This is a genomic window from Streptomyces sp. MBT53 (assembly GCF_016654115.1).
In the GTDB taxonomy this organism is placed as follows: Bacteria; Actinomycetota; Actinomycetes; order Streptomycetales; family Streptomycetaceae; genus Streptomyces.
This window is the reverse complement of the sequence record NZ_JAEQAZ010000181.1, coordinates 1-16,851: the sequence shown is the minus strand read 5'-3', so window position 1 is coordinate 16,851 and position 16,851 is coordinate 1. Positions and strand designations below refer to the sequence as shown.

Here is a 16,851-nt window from a genome sequence, read left to right as displayed (position 1 = left end):
GGCGAAGATGCAGCCGACGCACGACCGCACCCGCTTCGGACGCCTGGTGATCCCCGCACCGTTACGTGCGAGCCTCGGATACGACGCCGTGGGCATGCCCCGGGAACACGGGGAACGCATCCTGGACCGTCTGCAGCGCGTCGGCTGCATCTTCGCCGACGCCCGGCGCTGGTGGTGGATCGTGCCGGCCGGCTCACACATCGGCGTCATCTGGCCGCCGTCCATCAGCTACGCGATCGGCGCCCGGGTGGCCGACCCCTCCTGGACGAGCACCCGCCCGAAACCGGGCCGGGAGCATCCCCGGCTGATCCATTCCCCCGAGACCGGGCAGCCCTACACCCCGCCGATACCCCTGTACTTCCTCACCTGCCGCGTCGCCGGCAGCACTCCGCTCTGGTCCCTGGACGCGGCGAACTGACGGCTGAGGGGTTCGACGAGCAAGCGCTCCTCAAGCGGCATGCCCGGTGTCGGGGGACAGCTCTTAGGGTGGCTCGATGAGACTCCGAGGCGTGTTACTCGTGCTGTTCCTGCTGCCGCTGCTGTGGGGGGCCTTGTCGCTGTTGAGGGCGGGCGCGGCCTACGGCGCTCCCGACTGTCCGGGGCTCCAACTGGACGCGGAGGGCGAGAGTTCCCCGGGGCCCATGCACAGGAGCGACCGCTGCGCGCTCTCCTACGACACCGCCACCGGCCGCTCGACCGGCACCAGCACGTACGACCAGCTGAAGTTCGCCCAGGAGGTGAAGCGCCGGAGCCTGAAGCGCGAGGGCGCGGTGTTCGTCCTGTACGGAGCGGCAGGGATCGGCATCACGTTCGCCGTGACCCGCAAGCACGTCAAAACGAAGTGATCGGGCCGCTCGGTCGCCGTTACCCTGCCCGCGGAGGTCGCCCATGTCTGCCGGCTCGCCCGCGACGTCCCCGGCGGCAACGGCATCACCCCGGACTTCCACGTTGTCCGCCATCTCCGCGACGTGGAGGCGCTGGTCACCTACGAGGGCACGGCCGGGATCCAGACCCTCATCGTCGGACGGCAGGTGACCGGGCACAGCGCCTTCGCGTGAGCCCTCGTGAAAACCCCGGCGACGTCGACGGTCGTCCCCGGAATACTGGTCGCCCATGGATGAGGTCGAAGTCGTCGTCGCCCATTCCGAGCGCACCACCCTGCGCGTCGGTGACATGTTCCTGAAGGTGGACGCCGACCAGGCGCGCATCGACAACGAGGTCGAGGCGCTGTCCCTCGTGCCGGTCCCGACCCCGCAGGTTCTGTGGCACAAGCCGCACGTGCTCGCGCTCGCCGCACTCCCGGGTACGACGCTCGGGCTCCTCGGCGGACCCGCGACCGGGTCGCCGACGGCGTGGGCCGCGGCGGGCGCCGCCATCCGGAAACTGCACGAAGCGCCCCTGCCGCCCCGACCCGGCGGGGCCGGCCGGAGCATCGACGCGCTGACGGCGGAACTCGACACCGAGTGCGCGTCCCTCGTGACGAACGGCGTCCTGCCCGCCGACCTGGTCACCCGCAACCGCGAGATCGCCGAGGCGGCACTCCGGCCCTGGACTCCGGCGTTCACCCACGGCGACCTGCAGATCGCGCACGTCTTCGTCGACGGCGACGAGGTCACCGGCATCATCGACTGGTCCGAGGCGGGCCGGGGCGATCCCCTGTACGACCTCGCCACCTTCACGCTCGGACACGAGGACCACCTCGACGACCTCCTCGCCGGCTACGGCACCGACGTCGACGTCGACGTGATCCGTGCGTGGTGGTCGGTGCGCAGCCTGCTGGTGGTCCGCTGGCTGACCGAGCACGGCTTCGACCCCTTCGCGCCGGGCTGCGAGGTCGACGTACTGAGATCCCGGATGTGAGTCCGCGCGGGCCCTCCCGACAAGGGTCGATGCACCTTGTTCCTCCCGGTGGCCTTGTCGCCGGTCGTGCACCGATGAGTCTTCGGCGGTCGCGCGGTCTACCCGTCGACGAGACGAAGGGAGCGCACCATGCGCGAGATCATCGTTTGCACGTTTCTGACGCTGGACGGCGTCATGCAGGCGCCCGGCGGCCGGGCCGAGGACGCCGAGAGCGGCTTCGAGCACGGCGGCTGGCAGAAACCGGTGTCCGACGACGAGGTCGGCGCGGCCGTCGGCGGCTGGTACGAGCACTCCGACGCGATGCTGCTGGGCCGCAAGACGTACGACATCTTCGCGTCGTACTGGCCGACCGCCGATCCGGCCAACCCGTTCACCGACCGGATGAACAGCATGCACAAGTACGTCGCGTCCCGGACCCTGACGTCCGTCGAGTGGCAGAACTCCACGCTGCTGGAGGGTGACATCGCCGATGCCGTACGGGAGTTGAAGGCGTCCGACGGCGGCTCCATCAATGTCGTCGGCAGCGGCGACCTCGCCCAGACCCTCATGCGGCACGGCCTCGTCGACGAGTACCGGCTGACCATCCACCCGGTGATCATCGGTACCGGCAAGCGACTGTTCGCCGACGGAGCCATCCCCACCGGGCTGGAGCCGGTCAGCGTCTCGACGACGAAGAGCGGCACCGTCGTCGGTGTCTACCGGCCGAACGGCAGGCCCAGCTACGACAGCTACTAGACGGAGCACGGTGCGGACCGATCGATTTACTGATGCGAATCAATGAGGAGTCGTGCCGCGCTCTCGTCCGTCACCACCGAACGGGCCAGTCCGCCGCGCAGCACGCTGCGGATGGCCCGGGCCTTGGACGCGCCGCCGGCCACCGCGATGACCTCCGGGATCCGCCGTAGCTGATCGGCGCCGATGCTGATCGTCAGTCTGCTGATGTCCCCGTCCAGCGGGGTGCCGTCCTCGGTGAGCAGCATCGAGCAGACCTCCGCCGCGATGTCCTCGTGCCGCAGCGAGGCCAGCATCGCGGGCGTCAGCGCCGCGTGGAACTGCGAACCCTCCGGGTCCCAACTGCCGATCGCCACCGCGGCCTTGGTGATGGAGGGGAAGCGCGAGGTGGCGGCGGCGATGCCGGGCTGGGAGTAGAGCGCGTTGGCCGTCCGCTCGTCGGAGACCACGAGCGGGGCGTAGATCGGATAGGCCGGTCCGCGCGATACGGCCGCCAACTGGCGTACCAGGTCAGCACTGTTGGCGCCGACCGGGCCGGTCACGCCCGTCATCTGCACGATGCCGCAGGGCGCCAGCGCGGTCAGCGCGCGCGCCATCGCGTCGAGGGTGCGCCCCCAGCTCACCCCGAGGACGTCGTCCTCGGTCACGATCTCGGTGAGCAACTCGGCGGCGGCGGTGCCCAGTTCGCGGCGCAGTGTGATGACGTCCGGTGAGGTCACCTTGACCACCAGCGCGTGCTGGAGCCCGTACGCGACCCGCAACTGCTCCGACAGTTCGCTGTCCACGGCGGTGGGCACACCGATCTCGATGCGTACGATGCCCTGCTCGCGGCACTCGTCGAGAATGCGGGCCACCTTGTAGCGCGAGATGCCGAGCTCGTCGGCGATCTCGGTCTTCGCCTTGCCCTCCACGAAGTATCTGCGGGCGACCGTGGTGGCTCGCTGGAGTTCGGCTGGACCCATTGGATTCCCCTTCGCGAATGATTCCGTGGCGCCCGCTTCGACGCCGTCCGCCCATATGGGCACCCTACTTGACGCATGGGCGGCCCGGAGGTCTGATGTGTCCACCCCGCGCCACAGGTCCGTAACGCGGCATTTACGGCGTGAACATGTAAGTGCCGACGACGGCAGGAGCGGGCCGACGCAGTTCCCCGACCGAGCACTCGCGCCGTGTGCCCGGTCCCGCACCGTCCACCGTCCCCGGAGGTATGCCGTCGTGAATTCCCCTGCTGAGGACCAGATCCTTGAGGGCGCCCGAGAGGTGATCCGCCGGGAGGGCGCCGCCACCGCGGGCATCGCCGAACAGCTCGACGAGTCCTTCCTGTCGGCCGTGTCGCTGCTGCTCAACTGCCGGGGCAAGGTGGTCGTGGCCGGCTCGGGGACCTCGGGCACGGTGGCCCGCCGCATGGCGCACCTGCTGTCCGTCTGCGGCACACCGGCCGTCTTCCTCCACCCCATGGACGCCCTGCACGGTTCGCTGGGCGCGGTGTCCGGGGCGGACGTGGTCATCGCCATCTCGAAGGGCGGCGGTTCGGGGGAGCTCAACGACTTCGCCCGTGGGGCGCAGAAGCGCGGCGCCCGCGTCCTGTCGCTGACCGCCGACGCGGATTCGGCGCTCGGCCGGATCGCCGACGTGAGCGTGCAGATCGTCCCCGCCGGCCAGGCGGACCCGGGCGGCCTGATCGCGATGGGCAGCACCCTCGCGGTGTCGGCGTGGGGTGACGCGCTGGCCGTCACCTTGATGCGGCTGAGCGGTTATTCCTGGTCACAGGTGCTGGCCGCGCACCCGGCCGGCACCGTGGGGCGGCTCACCGACATCCCCGAGGAACTCCCGCCCCTGGACGCCTCCGCACTGAGCGGCAGGGAGTGACCCATGACGACCGCACCCGGAGCCGTACCGGAAGCCGCGCCGGCAGTCGGCCTCCTGACCGAGCCGACGCACCGAGAACCACGGAGACTCCCATGAGCAAGTTCCGACTGCCCGACGAGACGGGAATCTTCCTGGTCCTGCTGGTGGTGCTCGGCGTACTGAGCATCCTGTCGCCGTCGTTCGGCACCGTGCACAACGGCCTGACGCTGCTTCTGAACGGCGCGGTGATCGCGTTTCTCGCCCTGGGCCAGACGTTCGTCCTGCTGACCGGCGGCATCGACCTGTCGACCGGCGCCAACGTGGCCATGACGGGCGTACTCGCCGCGGTCCTGATGCGGGACGGCCTGCCCTGGCTGCTCGCCTCTCTGCTGGCGGTCGGCGCGGGGCTCGTGCTCGGGGTGATCAACGGCCTGGTGATCCACTACGTGAAGGTGCCGCCCTTCATCGTCACGTTCTCGACTCAGGGCGTGGCGACCGCCGTTCCGCTCATCATCACCGGCGCCAACTCCATCTCCGTGCGCCAGGCGGGCTTCTCCTGGATCGGCCAGGGCCGGGTCGCGGGCGTCCCGCTGCCCGTGATCATGCTGCTGATCGCGGCCGTCGCGGCGGGCTGGTTCCTGACCCGGACCCGGCTGGGCGTGCACGTCTACGCCTCGGGCGGCAACAAGGCGGCGGCCCGGCTGGCCGGTGTGGACATCCGGGTGGTCACGATCCTGGCCTACGCCGTGAGCGGCGCGTGCGGCGGCATCGCCGGGCTCATCGCCACCTCGCGACTGATGGTCGGGTTCCCCGCCACCGGACTGGGCAACGAGCTCTTCTTCTCCATCGCCGCGGCGGTGGTCGGCGGAGTCAGCCTGTTCGGCGGCACGGGCACCGTGGCCGGCGCCATGATCGGCGCCGTCCTGATCGCCTCGGTCAGCAACGGCATGAACGTGCTGAACGTCAGCAGCTACTGGCAGTCGCTGGTGATCGGCCTGATCATCCTGCTCGGCGTCTCCTTCGACACCTACCGGCGCGGCCTCAGCGGCCGGTCGCTCCTCGGCGCGCTCACCGCCAACTCCCGGCAGGAGCGCGAAAAAGAGCCCACGGCGGTCTGACGCCCACACAGTTCTCCAACTCAACTGCGCCCGTTCTCAATCCACGTCAGGCGAGCCGCGCCGAACGTGCCGATCAAGGAGAGAGAAGCATGCCGAACAGAAACAGGACCAGAGGGCTGACCGCGACCGCCGCGGCCTTCTCCCTCGCCCTCCTCGCCGCCGCGTGCAGCAACCAGGCCACGAGCGGCAGCACGGCGAAGGCCACCGACGGCGCCCTGCCCGGCAGTTGCACCAAGGGCAAGCCCGTCCTCGGTGTCGCGCTGCCGAACACGGTGAACCCGTACTACGTCGCCATGCGCCAGAGCTTCATCGACAACGGCGCCAAGAACGGCTTCGACGTCAAGGTCGCCATCGCCAACGACAGCGACTCGACCCAGCTCTCCCAGATCAACAGCTTTGTCCAGCAAGGGGTTTGCGCGGTCGCCCTCAACGCGGTGAACTCCGGGCCCGGCGCCGCCAGCGTCGCGGCGCTCAACCAGGCGAAGATCCCGGTGTTCTCGGTCAACGTCATCATCTCGCCGGACGACCTCAAGACGCAGAACGCCAGCATCGTCCAGTACGTCGGCGCCGACCAGACCGAGGGCGGCAAGGCGATGGGCGAGCAACTCCTCAAGGACAAGGGAGCGACGGCCAAGATCCAGGCCGGGATCGTGGGCGACCCCGACCAGATCCCCACCAACCAGCGCGACGCGGGCTTCAAGGCCGCGCTCAAGCCGAACACCAGCGCCAAGGTCGGTCCCACCGTCAACAGCAAGGTCGACCCCAACGTCAGTCTCCAGGTCACCACCGACATGCTCCAGGGCAACCCCGGCATCAACGTGATCTTCGCCGACACCGGCCCCGGAACGGTCGGCGCGCTCCAGGCGATCAGCCAGCTCGGGAAGACCGGCAAGGTCACGCTCTACGGATTCTGCGCCGCCGACACCGCGCTCACCGCCACCTACAAGGCGTGCGCCGCCCAGGAACCGGCCGACTACGCGCGGATCGTCGTCGAGAACGTCAAGAAGTACGTCGGCGGCAGCAAGGTGCCGGCGCAGGTACTCCAGCCGTTGAAGATCTTCACGAAGGGCACCCCGGGCCCGGGCGAAGTCGGCTGACCCGGACCATCGCGACCATCACGACACCGGACACGGAGAGAGGTGAGGACGAGTGACCACAGCCACCGCGGAGCACCTGGCCGTCGACTCGATCGGCAAGCGCTACGGACAGACCCAGGCCCTCGACGGGGTGACGCTGAAGCTCGTCCCCGGCCAGGTGCTGGCGCTCGTCGGACACAACGGCGCGGGCAAGTCCACCCTGTTGAAGATGCTCGCGGGCGCCGAACGGCCGGACGAGGGCTCCGTACTGCTCGACGGCGTCCCGCAGCACTTCTCCACCCCCGCCGACTCACTCGCCGCCGGCATCGCCTGCGTCTACCAGGAACTGCGGCTGGTGGACCAACTCACCGTCGCGCAGAACGTCTTCCTCGGCCACGAGACCACCCGCCGCGGCCGTCTCGCCCAGACGGAGATGAACCGGCGCACCGCCGAACTGTGCCAGGAATACGGTGTCACGGCCGCCCCCACCGACCGCGCGGGCGAACTGTCCGTCGCCCAGCGCCAGATGGTCGAGGTGGTCGCCGCGCTCAACCGCAACGCGCGATACCTCCTCCTCGACGAACCCACGACCGCCCTCGAAGCGCAGCAGATCGATCATCTGCTGGCCACGGTCAAGCGCATCTCGCGCGAGCGGAACATGGGGATCCTGCTCGTCGACCACAAGCTCGACGAGGTCTTCTCCGTCGCCGACCACGTCATCGGCCTCGCCAACGGCCGGGTGGTGCTGAGCGGTTCGGCGGCGACGGTGAGCCGTGACGACGTGGTCCACGCCATCGTCGGCGAGTCCGGGACGGCGGCGGACCCGCCCGCGCACCGGACCGACCGCACCGACCGCGAGGGGCCGGAACCCGATGTCGTACTCGACGCGGTGCACGTCTCCACCGACCGCCTCAAGGACGTGACCCTCCAGGTCCGGGCCGGTGAAGTGCTGGGCCTGTACGGCCTGGTCGGCTCCGGGCGGTCGCGGTTCCTGCGCACGCTCTACGGTGCCGAGCGACCGCCGCTCGGTGCGCTGACCCTGGCCGGCTCGCCGTACCGGCCGAAGAGCCCGGCCGGGGCGATCAGATCGGGGATCGCCTTTCTCTCGGAGGAACGCAAGGCCGACGGTTTCGTACCGGGTATGAGCGCACGGGAGAACGTCTCGCTGCCTGTGCTGCACAGGTTCAGCCGGGCCGGACGGCTCCAGCGCAGGCGGATCGCCCGGGCGACACGCGACGCGCTGCAGGAGGTCGCCGTCCGCGGCGACACCGAGCAGCCGATCACCCGGCTGTCCGGCGGCAACCAGCAGAAGGTGCTCTTCGCCCGGGCCGCCCTGCAACAGCCGAGACTGCTCCTGCTCGACGAACCGACCAAGGGCGTCGACGTCGGGGCGAAGGCCGAGATCCACGCGCTGATCCGGGCCATGGCCGCCGACGGGCAGGCGGCGGTGATCGTGGTGTCCACCGAGGAGGAGGAGCTGATCGGACTCGCGGACGCGGTCTGCGTCTTCAAGGAGGGCGCCTGCGACGGCACCAAGTACCCCCGGGACACGGTCACACCGGGCGACCTGCGCCGGCTCGCCTGGCCCAGCGGCCACCTGCCCGAGGAGCCGCCCGACTGACATCGCCCCGCCCGGTCGACCGCGGTGCCGGGCCGCCCGGCACCGCCGCAGCACAATGTCGACGACCCCGAGGTCGTCCCGTCTCCAGGAGAACCCACCATGCCCGTCGTCGCCGGCGTCGACTCCTCGACCCAGTCCTGCAAGGTCGAACTCCGCGATCTGCACGACGGCTCGCTGCTCGGCTCGGGCAGCGCACCGCACCCGCCCGCGTTCCCGCCCAGCAGCGAACAGGACCCCGCCGCCTGGTGGACGGCGCTCAGGACCGCGCTCGCGACCGCGAGGAACGACGCGGGTGTCTCCGGCGCGGACATCGCCGCGATCTCGGTCGACGGCCAGTGCCACGGCCTGGTCGCCCTGGACGCCGCCGACCACGTCGTCCGGCCGGCCAAGCTCTGGAACGACACCACCTCCGCACCCCAACTCGACCGGCTCAAACGGCGGATCGGGGCACCGGAGTGGATCCGCGCCGTCGGATCCCTGCCGACCGCCGCCTTCACCCTCAGCAAGATCGCCTGGCTCGCCGAGCACGAACCGGCCAACTACCGCCGCCTGCGCCGCGTCCTGCTGCCGCACGACTGGCTGACCTGGAAACTCTCGGGCCGCTACGTCACCGACCGCTCCGAGGCGTCGGGCACCGGCTACTACAGCGCAGCGCAGTCCCGGTACCTCCCCGAGATCCTGGCCCACGTCGACCCCGAACGGGACTGGACGGACGCCCTGCCCGAGGTCATGGACGCCTCCACGGCCGTAGGAACGGTCTCGGACCCGGCGCGTACGGAACTCGGCCTGGCGCCGGGCGCGTTGGTGGGGCCCGGTGGTGGGGACCAGCACGCGGCGGCGCTCGGGCTCGGGATCGCTCCCGGCGACGTGGTGTACACGTTCGGAACCTCGGGCGTCGTCTTCACCACCAGCGCGAGCCCGGTGTTCGACCTCGACGGAATCGTGGACGGCGTCGCCGACATGACCGACGGCTACCTCCCCCTCGTGTCGACCCTGAACGCCGCCCGTGTCACCGACACCTTCGCCCGCGTCCTCGGAGTCGACCACCAGGGCCTGTCCGACCTGGCACTCGCCGCCACCCGCACCGCAGGACCGGTCCTCGTCGCCTACCTCGACGGCGAACGCAAGCCCAACCGCCCCGGCGCCCAGGGCATCCTCGCCGGGCTGACCTCCGAGACGAGCCGCGAGGATATCGCACGGGCCGCCTTCGAGGGCGTCGTCCTCGGCCTCGTCTCCGGCGAGCGGCACCTCAACTCCGCCGGGGTCGCCACCGGCGGACGCCTCATCGCCACGGGCGGCGGTGCGCGCTCCGCCGCGTACACACAGCTCCTGGCCGATCTCACCGGCCGCGAGGTGCTCGTCGCCGACGCCCCGGAGGCCTCGGCGCGCGGCGCCTGCGTACAGGCGGCGGCCGTCGCGTCGGGCCGCGCGGTGGGCGACGTCCTGCGCGAATGGGCACCGGCCACCCGTCCGGTCGCCGCTCCCCGCCCCGGCTCGCACGGCGAACGCGAGGCGGCCTACACGGTGTTGGCCGCCTGGGACGCGCTGGACACGGACACCGCCGGGTCCGGAGAGACGAGCACGTGACGCCCCGCGAACGGGAGTTGAACCCGGAGATCCTCGCCGAGATCGCCCGTCACCCCGGCACGATCCTCGCCGGCAGCATCTATGCCGTCGCGGAGGTGCAACGCCTCGCCGCCGCCCGGCAGTTGGCGCGCGCAGGCCTGTGGATTCACGCCGACGTCATCACGGACGACCGTGGGCATCGAGGCGTCGATCTCTCCCTGGTGCACACGCTCGCCGAGCAGCGCGTCGGGCCGCTCGACGTCCATGTCATCGCACCGGAACCCGAACTCGGCGGTCTGATCGAGGAGATCAGTGCCTGGCAGGTCGACCGCGTGACCTTTCCGTTCGAGTCCTGCCCCGACCCCGCGGCCGTGGCCGACACCGCCGAACGGATCCGTGCCTCGGGCGCCGCCGCCTGGCTCGCGGTCGCGCCCGCGACGGAACTGGCCGCCGTCCGGCCGTACTTCGAGCTGCTCGACGGACTTCTGGTCATGCTGATCGAACCCGGCAGCACCGGCACCGCCGACCTGACCCTGACGGCCAAGGCCGGGCAGACCCCACCCGCACTCCCGGCCGGCGTCGACGGAGGCGTCGACGCGGACAACCTCGCGGCATGTCTCCGAGCGGGCGCGGACTACGTCGTCTCCGGCCGCGCGCTGCTCTCCGCCGGCGACCTCGCGTCGTGACCGGACGCCCGACCCGTCGATATGGCCTCGCACGCCGACACGATGAGAGGGGGAGCGGGCCACACCTGCGGGTGATCGCGCCGGGGCATCGGTAGTGTCCGCTCCGACGCACTGGGCCCGGCCGCACCGCGGTCCGCGAGGAGGAGGATCACCATGGCCGATGGCCGGCAGGAGGCCGAGGCGGACCCGTCGGGGACTCGACACGGGAGCGCTCGGGACGCGGTACGGCTCGCCGTGGTGATCGGCGCACTCGGTGTCGTCTTCGGCGACATCGGAACCAGCCCGATCTACACCCTCCAGACCGTGTTCAGCCCGAGCGACCCGCACCCGGTCCCGGTCAGCACCCAGAACGTGTACGGGGTGGTGTCGCTGGTGTTCTGGTCGGTGGTCGTCATCGTCACGGTCACCTACGTGCTGCTGGCGATGCGCGCCGACAACGAGGGCGAGGGCGGCATCATGGCGCTGATCACCCTGCTGCGACGGTGGGGTTCAGAGCACGGCGGCCGAACTGCCCTCGTCCTGACCGGACTTGGCATCTTCGGCGCCTCGCTGTTCTTCGGCGACAGCATGATCACCCCGGCGATCTCGGTGCTGTCGGCGGTCGAGGGGCTCAAGGTCGTCGAGCCGTCGCTGGACGACGCGGTCGTGCCGATCACCGCGGTGATCATCGTGGTGCTTTTCCTGGTGCAGCGGCGCGGAACCGCCGCGGTGGGCCGGGTGTTCGGGCCGATCATGATCCTCTGGTTCACGGCCATCGGCGCGTGCGGCGTGGCCGGCATCGTCGACCACCCGGCCATCCTCCGCGCGCTGTGGCCGAGTTACGCGCTGGGCTTCCTCTTCGGCCACTTCGGCACCGCCTTCTTCGCGCTCGCCGCGGTCGTGCTCGCGGTCACCGGCGCGGAGGCCCTCTACGCGGACATGGGGCACTTCGGCCGCCGGGCCATCACCCGTGCCTGGCTGTTCCTCGTCTTCCCCGCCTGCATCCTGAGCTACTTCGGCCAGGGCGCCCTGATCCTCGACAACCCAGACAACATCAGCAGCCCGTTCTTCCTCCTCGTGCCCCACTGGGGACGGTGGCCGATGGTCCTGCTCGCCACGGCGGCCACGGTCATCGCCTCCCAGGCCGTGATCACCGGCGCCTACTCGGTCGCCTCCCAGGCGGCCCAGCTCGGCTATCTGCCGAGGCTGCGGATCGCGCACACCTCCGAGTCCACCATCGGGCAGATCTACGTCCCCTGGATCAACTGGCTGCTGATGGTCTCGGTCCTCACCCTGGTCTTCGCGTTCCGCAGCTCCGCCGCGCTGGCCTTCGCGTTCGGCATGGCGGTCACCGGCACCATCACCATCACCACCCTGCTGTTCTTCTACGTCGCCCGCGCCAAATGGGGCACGCCCGTGTGGCTCATCGTCACGGGCGCGACCCTGCTGCTCTCCGTCGACCTGCTGTTCGTGGCGGCCAACCTGACCAAGCTCGTCCACGGCGCGTGGCTGCCGCTGCTGATCGGCATCACCGCGTTCACCGTCATGACGACCTGGCAGCGCGGCCGTGAGGTCGTCACCGCCGAACGGGCCGAGCACGAGGGGTCGTTGCGCGAGTTCGTCGACCAACTCCGCAGCGGGGAAAGGCCGGTGCTCCAGGTCCCCGGCACGGCCGTGTTCCTCAACCGGGGCAAGCAGACGGCACCGCTCGCCATGCGGGCCAACGTGGAACGCAACCATGTGCGGCACGAACAGGTCGTGATCCTCTCCATCGAGACCGAGCCCGTGCCCCGCGTCCCGGTCGACCGGCGGATCGTCGTCGACGGCCTCGGCTACGCCGACGACGGCATCGTCCACGTCACCGCCCGGTTCGGCTACATGGAGACACCGGACGTGCCCGGCACGCTGGCGCTCCTCGAACCGGCCGACACGGAGGGGCCGTTGCTGCTCGACGAGGCGTCGTACTTCCTGTCGACGATCGAGCTCCGGCGCGGCCCGGCACCGACGATGGCGCCCTGGCGCAAACGGCTGTTCATCGCCACCTCCCACATCACGGCCGACGCCGCCGAGCACTTCGGACTGCCCCGCGACCGTACGGTCATCATGGGCTGGCACATCGAGGTGTAGCGGCGGGGTCAGTACCGGTGGACGGTGATCGTCGTCCAGAGGCCAAGGTGGATGCGGTCACCGTCCTTCAACGGCACCGGCACATAGGGCGGGACGGAGTCGTCGGCGTCGTTCACCGTGGTGCCGTTGGTGGAGCCCTTGTCGACGAGGGACCAGGTGAAGTCCGGTTGCCGGACGAGCAGGGCGTGTTCGTGGGAGACGCCCGGGTCCCCGGGGCCGCTCTCCAGGTCGATGGAGGGGAGCTCGCCCGTGGACCGGTGGCGGCGGCCGATCGTGACCACGCCGCGGGTGAGCGGGATGTGGAGGTCGGGGGAGCGGGTGGGGACGTACAGCCCCTGGTCCTCGGGCTCGCTGCGGGCCATCACCCTGGCGAAGTAGTCGTGGTCGACACGGACGATCGCGGTCCAGGTCGCCTCGGTGGCGCCGCGGCCGGCCCGGGTGACGAAGTCGTAGCGGCATTCCTCGCAGAACCGGGCGAGGTCCGCGCGGGGCGATCCGCAGTCGGGACAGAGTTCGGCGGCGGACGGCGTGGGCACCGCGGGCGGCGTGGGTGCGGCGGACATGCGGTGGCCGCACACCTCGCACCAGTCGTCGGTCTCGGAACGGTGACCGTTCGGGCAGTTCGACATGCCGTTCATTCTCTCTTCGCCCCGCTGATCGGAGCCGGTGCCGACCGACGAGACCGGTCGGCAGCCCGGGAGGCGATGCCGTCAAGGTCCCGTCAAGCACGCCTGAGAACGCGTCAGGAGGGTGTCAACGCGCGTCATTCCAGGCCGCTTCCGGTCCCAGACTGATCGACACGGGGGACGGACGACCGTCCGTGGCGTGGCAGGGGAGGGACCGTGACCATCACGGCCGGAACAACGCGGAGACCTCGGCCCGAGGTTCCCGTGCTGCCGCAGGGGAAGGCGGTCGTCCCGCCGGCGGGCGCCCCCGATCCGCGGCCGGGCGCCCCGGGGAACCGCCTCCGGCACCGGACCGTGGCCGCGCGGGCCGCTCTGCGCAGCCGCTACTGGGCCCATGTGCCCGCCCGGCTGCGCCTTCTGCGCGCGGCCACGCTCCTGCTCGCCGCCGCCCTGATCGTGCTCCTCACGCTGGCCGGTCTCGCCGCGTCCGGCACCTGGAACACCGTGACCGGCCGCGACGCGCCCCGCACCACCAGCGCCGCCGACCTCGAACTCGCCCTCAACGACATGGACGCCCAGGTCGCCAACCTCCTCCTCGCCAACGGCGACGCGGGCAAGGGGCGGCTGCGGACGCCGTACGAGAAGGCGCTCGGGTTCTACGGCGACGCCCGGGACGGGATCGGGCACGATCTGCGGACCCTCGCCGTGGCGGCGCAGGGCGACCGCGCCGACGAGAAGACCGTCGAGTCCCTCACCGACTCCTTCGCCGAGTACCAGGAACTCGTGGGCCGCTCCCTGGAGAACGACGACCGCACCGGCGGCAAGACGTCCGCGCTGGCCGACCACCGGCGGGCGACGGATCTGCTGCAGCGCCAACTCCTCCCCGAGGCGCGGGACTTGGTGAACTCCAACAACACGGTCTTCAACTCGGAGTACACGGCGGCCGGTTCCACGCTCTCCGCCCAACTCGTCGCCGTCGTCGCGCTCGGCGTCCTGCTGCTCGCCGTACTCGGTCTGCTGCAGTGGTACCTGTCCCGCCGGTTCCAACGCACCCTGAACGCGGGCGTGTTGGCCGCCACCGCCTGCACGCTCCTCGCCGTCCTCCTCGGCACCCAACTGCTCTCCGCCACCGAGGCGAACCTGCGCGGCGCCCGCCGTGACGCCTTCGACTCCGTCGTCGCGCTCTCCCGGGCCCGAGCGATCGCCTACGACGCCAACGCCGACGAGAGCCGCTACCTCCTGGACCCGCAGCGCCGTGACCGGTACGCGGAGTCGTTCCTCGCCAAGTCCCAGGAGCTGTACGGCCTGAAGGGCGCGACCCTCTCGACCTACGACGCGCGACTCGCCGCCACCTGGCAGGCGTACCGGACCGACCACCACGACCTCCGCTTCACCGGCGAGTTCCGGCGCGAGCTGGACAACATCACCTTCGGCGGCGAACGGGCCGCGGCCGAGAGGACCGTCGAGACGTACGCCGTCTACCAGCGCGACGACCGCCGGATCCGGGCACTGCTGGCGGCCGGAAAGGAGCGCGAGGCCGTGGAGTTCTGCATGGGCTGGGAGCCGGGCACGTCGAACGCGCACTTCGAGGCCTGGATGGACGCGCTGGACAAGGTGACCGCCATCAACGAACGGCACTTCGACGGATTCGCCGACGCCGGCCGCTCGGACATCACCGGACTGCTGCCCTGGGCGCTCGGCGCCCTCCTCGTCGCAGCCGCACTCACCGTCCTCGGACTGCGGCCACGATTCGCCGAGTTCCGGTGAGGTGCGCCAGGGCCCAAAGGCCTAAGGACCGCCTTGGAGACTCGTGCTGTCAGCGCCGGTCACGGTCGAGGGCGGCGACCTCGCGCACGGCGTCGGCGACGGCCGGGGCGTCCTTCTTGAGGATCGCCCCGTGATTGCTGGCGACCTTCGCGCTGATCTTGATGTTCGCGTTGCGGGCGACCACGCCGTCCAGGCTGGCACGGATCCGTTCCTGCTCGTCGCCCTTGCTGCCGAGGGACGCCCCCGAAGCGACGACATAGCGCGCCGGGACGGTGATGCTGTCCAGGACCGGGCCCAACTCCCGCTCACGGGCGATCCTGCCGAGCTCGATGTTGCTCTCCGCCAGCTGCCCGGCGTTCATGCGCGGGGTCAGGCCCGTCGGGCGCAGCAGCGGCATGAACAGGTTCAGCCGCCGGAAGGTCTTCCGGATCCGCTGCTCCATGGCCTCGTCCAGCCAGTCGTGCGGCTGCGCGCCGTCGACCAGGACCGCGCCCAGGGCGCGTTCGGGGTTGCGGGCGGCCCAGTGCGCGGCGACGAACGCCCCGTAGGACCAGCCCACCACCAGCGCCCGTTCCACACCCCGGGCCGCGAGGACGGCGTCGACATCGCGGACGGCGGCCTCGAAGGAGTAGTCCGCGGAACGCTTCGACTTCCTGCCGCGGGCCCGCTCGTCGTAGGTGATGTGCCGCCACTCCGTGCCCAGTTCGGCGATGACCCGCCCCCAGTAACCCTGGGTGGCGAACTGGCCGTTGAGATAGACCACGGGGATTCCGCTCCCACCGGTGTCGGTGACGGCCAGCGCCGTGTCGTCGACCGGCACCATGCCGGTCCACGTCGAACCGGTCGAGGAAGTGCTGTTCTTCGTCATGTTCTGTTCCTCCTGGTCGCGTGAGAGCTTCTGGTACGGCTTCCGGCTCGGGGTGCTTCAGAGGCTGCGGGCGGTGATGTCGCCGCGTGAGGTGGTGGCGCGGATGTCGAGTGCGGTGGTGCCGTCGTTCTTGAGGGAGTTGCTGACGCGGCCGTGGCCGGTGCCGGCGTCCAGGGCGGCCGAGACACCGGCGGCGGCGCCGACCGAGATGTCACCGGACTCGGTACGGAGCACGACCGTGCCGCGCACGGCCTCGGCGATCCGGATGTCGCCCCTCGCGGTGCTGATCTCGGCGGGGCCGTTCAGCCGGCCGACCTCGACGTCACCGTCGACCGCGGTGAGGCGGACGCCCGCGGCCTCGTCGATCTTGATCCGGCGGTACGCGCCCTCGAAGGCGACGTCACCGAGGCGTCCGACGCCACGGAGCTCGGCACCGGCGGCCGTGCCCTCGATACGGGAGCCGGCGGGCAGCTGGACCGTGACCTCAAGCGATCCGGTGGGGCCGAAGAGCTTGGAGTCGGCGGCCTGGGTCGTGATGCGCAGGACACCGTCGGCGTAGGCGACCTCCGTCCGCTCGGCGGTCTTGGTGTCGCGGCTCTTGGACGGGTCGGCGGGCAGGATCTCGACGGTGGTGTCGGCGCGGTCCGCGGCGATGAACTGGACGCGTCCGGCGGGGATGTCCAGGACGACGGAGATCGGGGCGGTGGTGTCGAACTTCTGCATCGTGTACTCCGGGTGTCGGTGTCGGTTCGTTCTTTCTGACACCGGAAACGCTACGTTGCCTTTCCTGATTGGGCAACGTACTCGTTGCATCGGATCTGTATATATGCAGTTCAGAGCTTAGATATCGTTGCAACGGGCTTGGAGATAATGCAACGACAAGTGGGCCGTCCATTGCAATGGATGGAAAGTGAACGCTATGGTGAGGACATCAGGGACCGCCACGAAGGATCACCGAGGAGACTTCCCAATGACGT

General features: G+C 70.5%; 17 protein-coding genes. 13 read left to right on the top strand and 4 right to left on the bottom strand.

The window, feature by feature from the left end:
• Positions 1-7 precede the first annotated feature (7 nt).
• From JHN45_RS41150 to JHN45_RS41130, 5 genes are all read left to right on the top strand, one after another.
• A complete protein-coding gene (locus tag JHN45_RS41150; RefSeq protein ID WP_201054508.1) occupies positions 8-418 on the top strand; it encodes a hypothetical protein in 411 nt (136 codons plus the stop codon).
• 91 nt (positions 419-509) lie between these two features.
• On the top strand, positions 510-845 hold the full coding sequence (locus tag JHN45_RS41145) for a hypothetical protein (RefSeq protein WP_201054507.1): 336 nt from the start codon (positions 510-512) through the stop codon (positions 843-845).
• 24 nt (positions 846-869) lie between these two features.
• The gene (locus tag JHN45_RS41140; protein ID WP_200710885.1) at positions 870-1,058 is read left to right on the top strand and encodes an acyl-CoA dehydrogenase family protein; all 189 of its coding nucleotides are present in this window, start codon (positions 870-872) and stop codon (positions 1,056-1,058) included.
• Positions 1,059-1,113: 55 nt separating this feature from the next.
• Positions 1,114-1,860 carry a phosphotransferase family protein gene (locus tag JHN45_RS41135; RefSeq protein WP_201054506.1) on the top strand — a complete coding sequence of 249 codons (747 nt, stop codon included), beginning with the start codon at positions 1,114-1,116 and terminating at the stop codon, positions 1,858-1,860.
• A 129-nt stretch (positions 1,861-1,989) separates the two neighbouring features.
• Complete coding sequence (locus JHN45_RS41130; RefSeq protein WP_201054505.1) at positions 1,990-2,595, top strand: dihydrofolate reductase family protein; 606 nt, start codon at positions 1,990-1,992, stop codon at positions 2,593-2,595.
• 26 nt (positions 2,596-2,621) lie between these two features.
• Here JHN45_RS41130 and JHN45_RS41125 read toward each other — a convergent pair whose 3' ends face one another.
• Positions 2,622-3,554: a sugar-binding transcriptional regulator gene (locus JHN45_RS41125; protein WP_200710854.1), complete on the bottom strand. Its 933-nt coding sequence runs from the start codon at positions 3,552-3,554 to the stop codon at positions 2,622-2,624.
• Positions 3,555-3,807: 253 nt separating this feature from the next.
• Between JHN45_RS41125 and JHN45_RS41120 the strand changes: the two genes are divergently transcribed.
• The 7 genes from JHN45_RS41120 (at position 3,808) to JHN45_RS41090 (ending at position 12,613) form a co-directional block, all read left to right on the top strand.
• Positions 3,808-4,461 (top strand): SIS domain-containing protein, encoded by a 654-nt coding sequence (locus tag JHN45_RS41120; RefSeq protein ID WP_200710855.1) that lies wholly within the window; start codon positions 3,808-3,810, stop codon positions 4,459-4,461.
• A gap of 92 nt (positions 4,462-4,553) precedes the next feature.
• Complete coding sequence (locus tag JHN45_RS41115) at positions 4,554-5,558, top strand: ABC transporter permease (RefSeq protein ID WP_201054504.1); 1,005 nt, start codon at positions 4,554-4,556, stop codon at positions 5,556-5,558.
• Between the two features lie 89 nt (positions 5,559-5,647).
• Complete coding sequence (locus JHN45_RS41110; protein WP_201054503.1) at positions 5,648-6,655, top strand: substrate-binding domain-containing protein; 1,008 nt, start codon at positions 5,648-5,650, stop codon at positions 6,653-6,655.
• A gap of 52 nt (positions 6,656-6,707) precedes the next feature.
• A complete protein-coding gene (locus JHN45_RS41105; RefSeq protein ID WP_201054502.1) occupies positions 6,708-8,255 on the top strand; it encodes a sugar ABC transporter ATP-binding protein in 1,548 nt (515 codons plus the stop codon).
• Positions 8,256-8,354: 99 nt separating this feature from the next.
• Positions 8,355-9,842: a xylulokinase gene (gene xylB, locus JHN45_RS41100; RefSeq protein WP_201054501.1), complete on the top strand. Its 1,488-nt coding sequence runs from the start codon at positions 8,355-8,357 to the stop codon at positions 9,840-9,842.
• Entirely contained in the window at positions 9,839-10,507 is a 669-nt protein-coding gene (locus JHN45_RS41095) for a hypothetical protein (RefSeq protein WP_201054500.1), read from the top strand. Before xylB ends, JHN45_RS41095 begins: the two co-directional genes overlap by 4 nt.
• A gap of 153 nt (positions 10,508-10,660) precedes the next feature.
• Complete coding sequence (locus JHN45_RS41090; RefSeq protein WP_200710861.1) at positions 10,661-12,613, top strand: potassium transporter Kup; 1,953 nt, start codon at positions 10,661-10,663, stop codon at positions 12,611-12,613.
• A gap of 8 nt (positions 12,614-12,621) precedes the next feature.
• Here the strand turns inward: JHN45_RS41090 and JHN45_RS41085 are convergent, their stop codons facing one another.
• The gene (locus JHN45_RS41085; protein ID WP_201054499.1) at positions 12,622-13,242 is read right to left on the bottom strand and encodes an FHA domain-containing protein; all 621 of its coding nucleotides are present in this window, start codon (positions 13,240-13,242) and stop codon (positions 12,622-12,624) included.
• A gap of 213 nt (positions 13,243-13,455) precedes the next feature.
• Here JHN45_RS41085 and JHN45_RS41080 point away from each other — a divergent pair, with 213 nt between their 5' ends.
• Positions 13,456-15,006: a hypothetical protein gene (locus JHN45_RS41080; protein ID WP_201054498.1), complete on the top strand. Its 1,551-nt coding sequence runs from the start codon at positions 13,456-13,458 to the stop codon at positions 15,004-15,006.
• 49 nt (positions 15,007-15,055) lie between these two features.
• Here JHN45_RS41080 and JHN45_RS41075 read toward each other — a convergent pair whose 3' ends face one another.
• On the bottom strand, positions 15,056-15,874 hold the full coding sequence (locus JHN45_RS41075) for an alpha/beta fold hydrolase (RefSeq protein WP_201054497.1): 819 nt from the start codon (positions 15,872-15,874) through the stop codon (positions 15,056-15,058).
• Between the two features lie 57 nt (positions 15,875-15,931).
• A complete protein-coding gene (locus tag JHN45_RS41070) occupies positions 15,932-16,597 on the bottom strand; it encodes a DUF4097 family beta strand repeat-containing protein (protein ID WP_201054496.1) in 666 nt (221 codons plus the stop codon).
• Between the last annotated feature and the right edge of the window lie 254 nt (positions 16,598-16,851).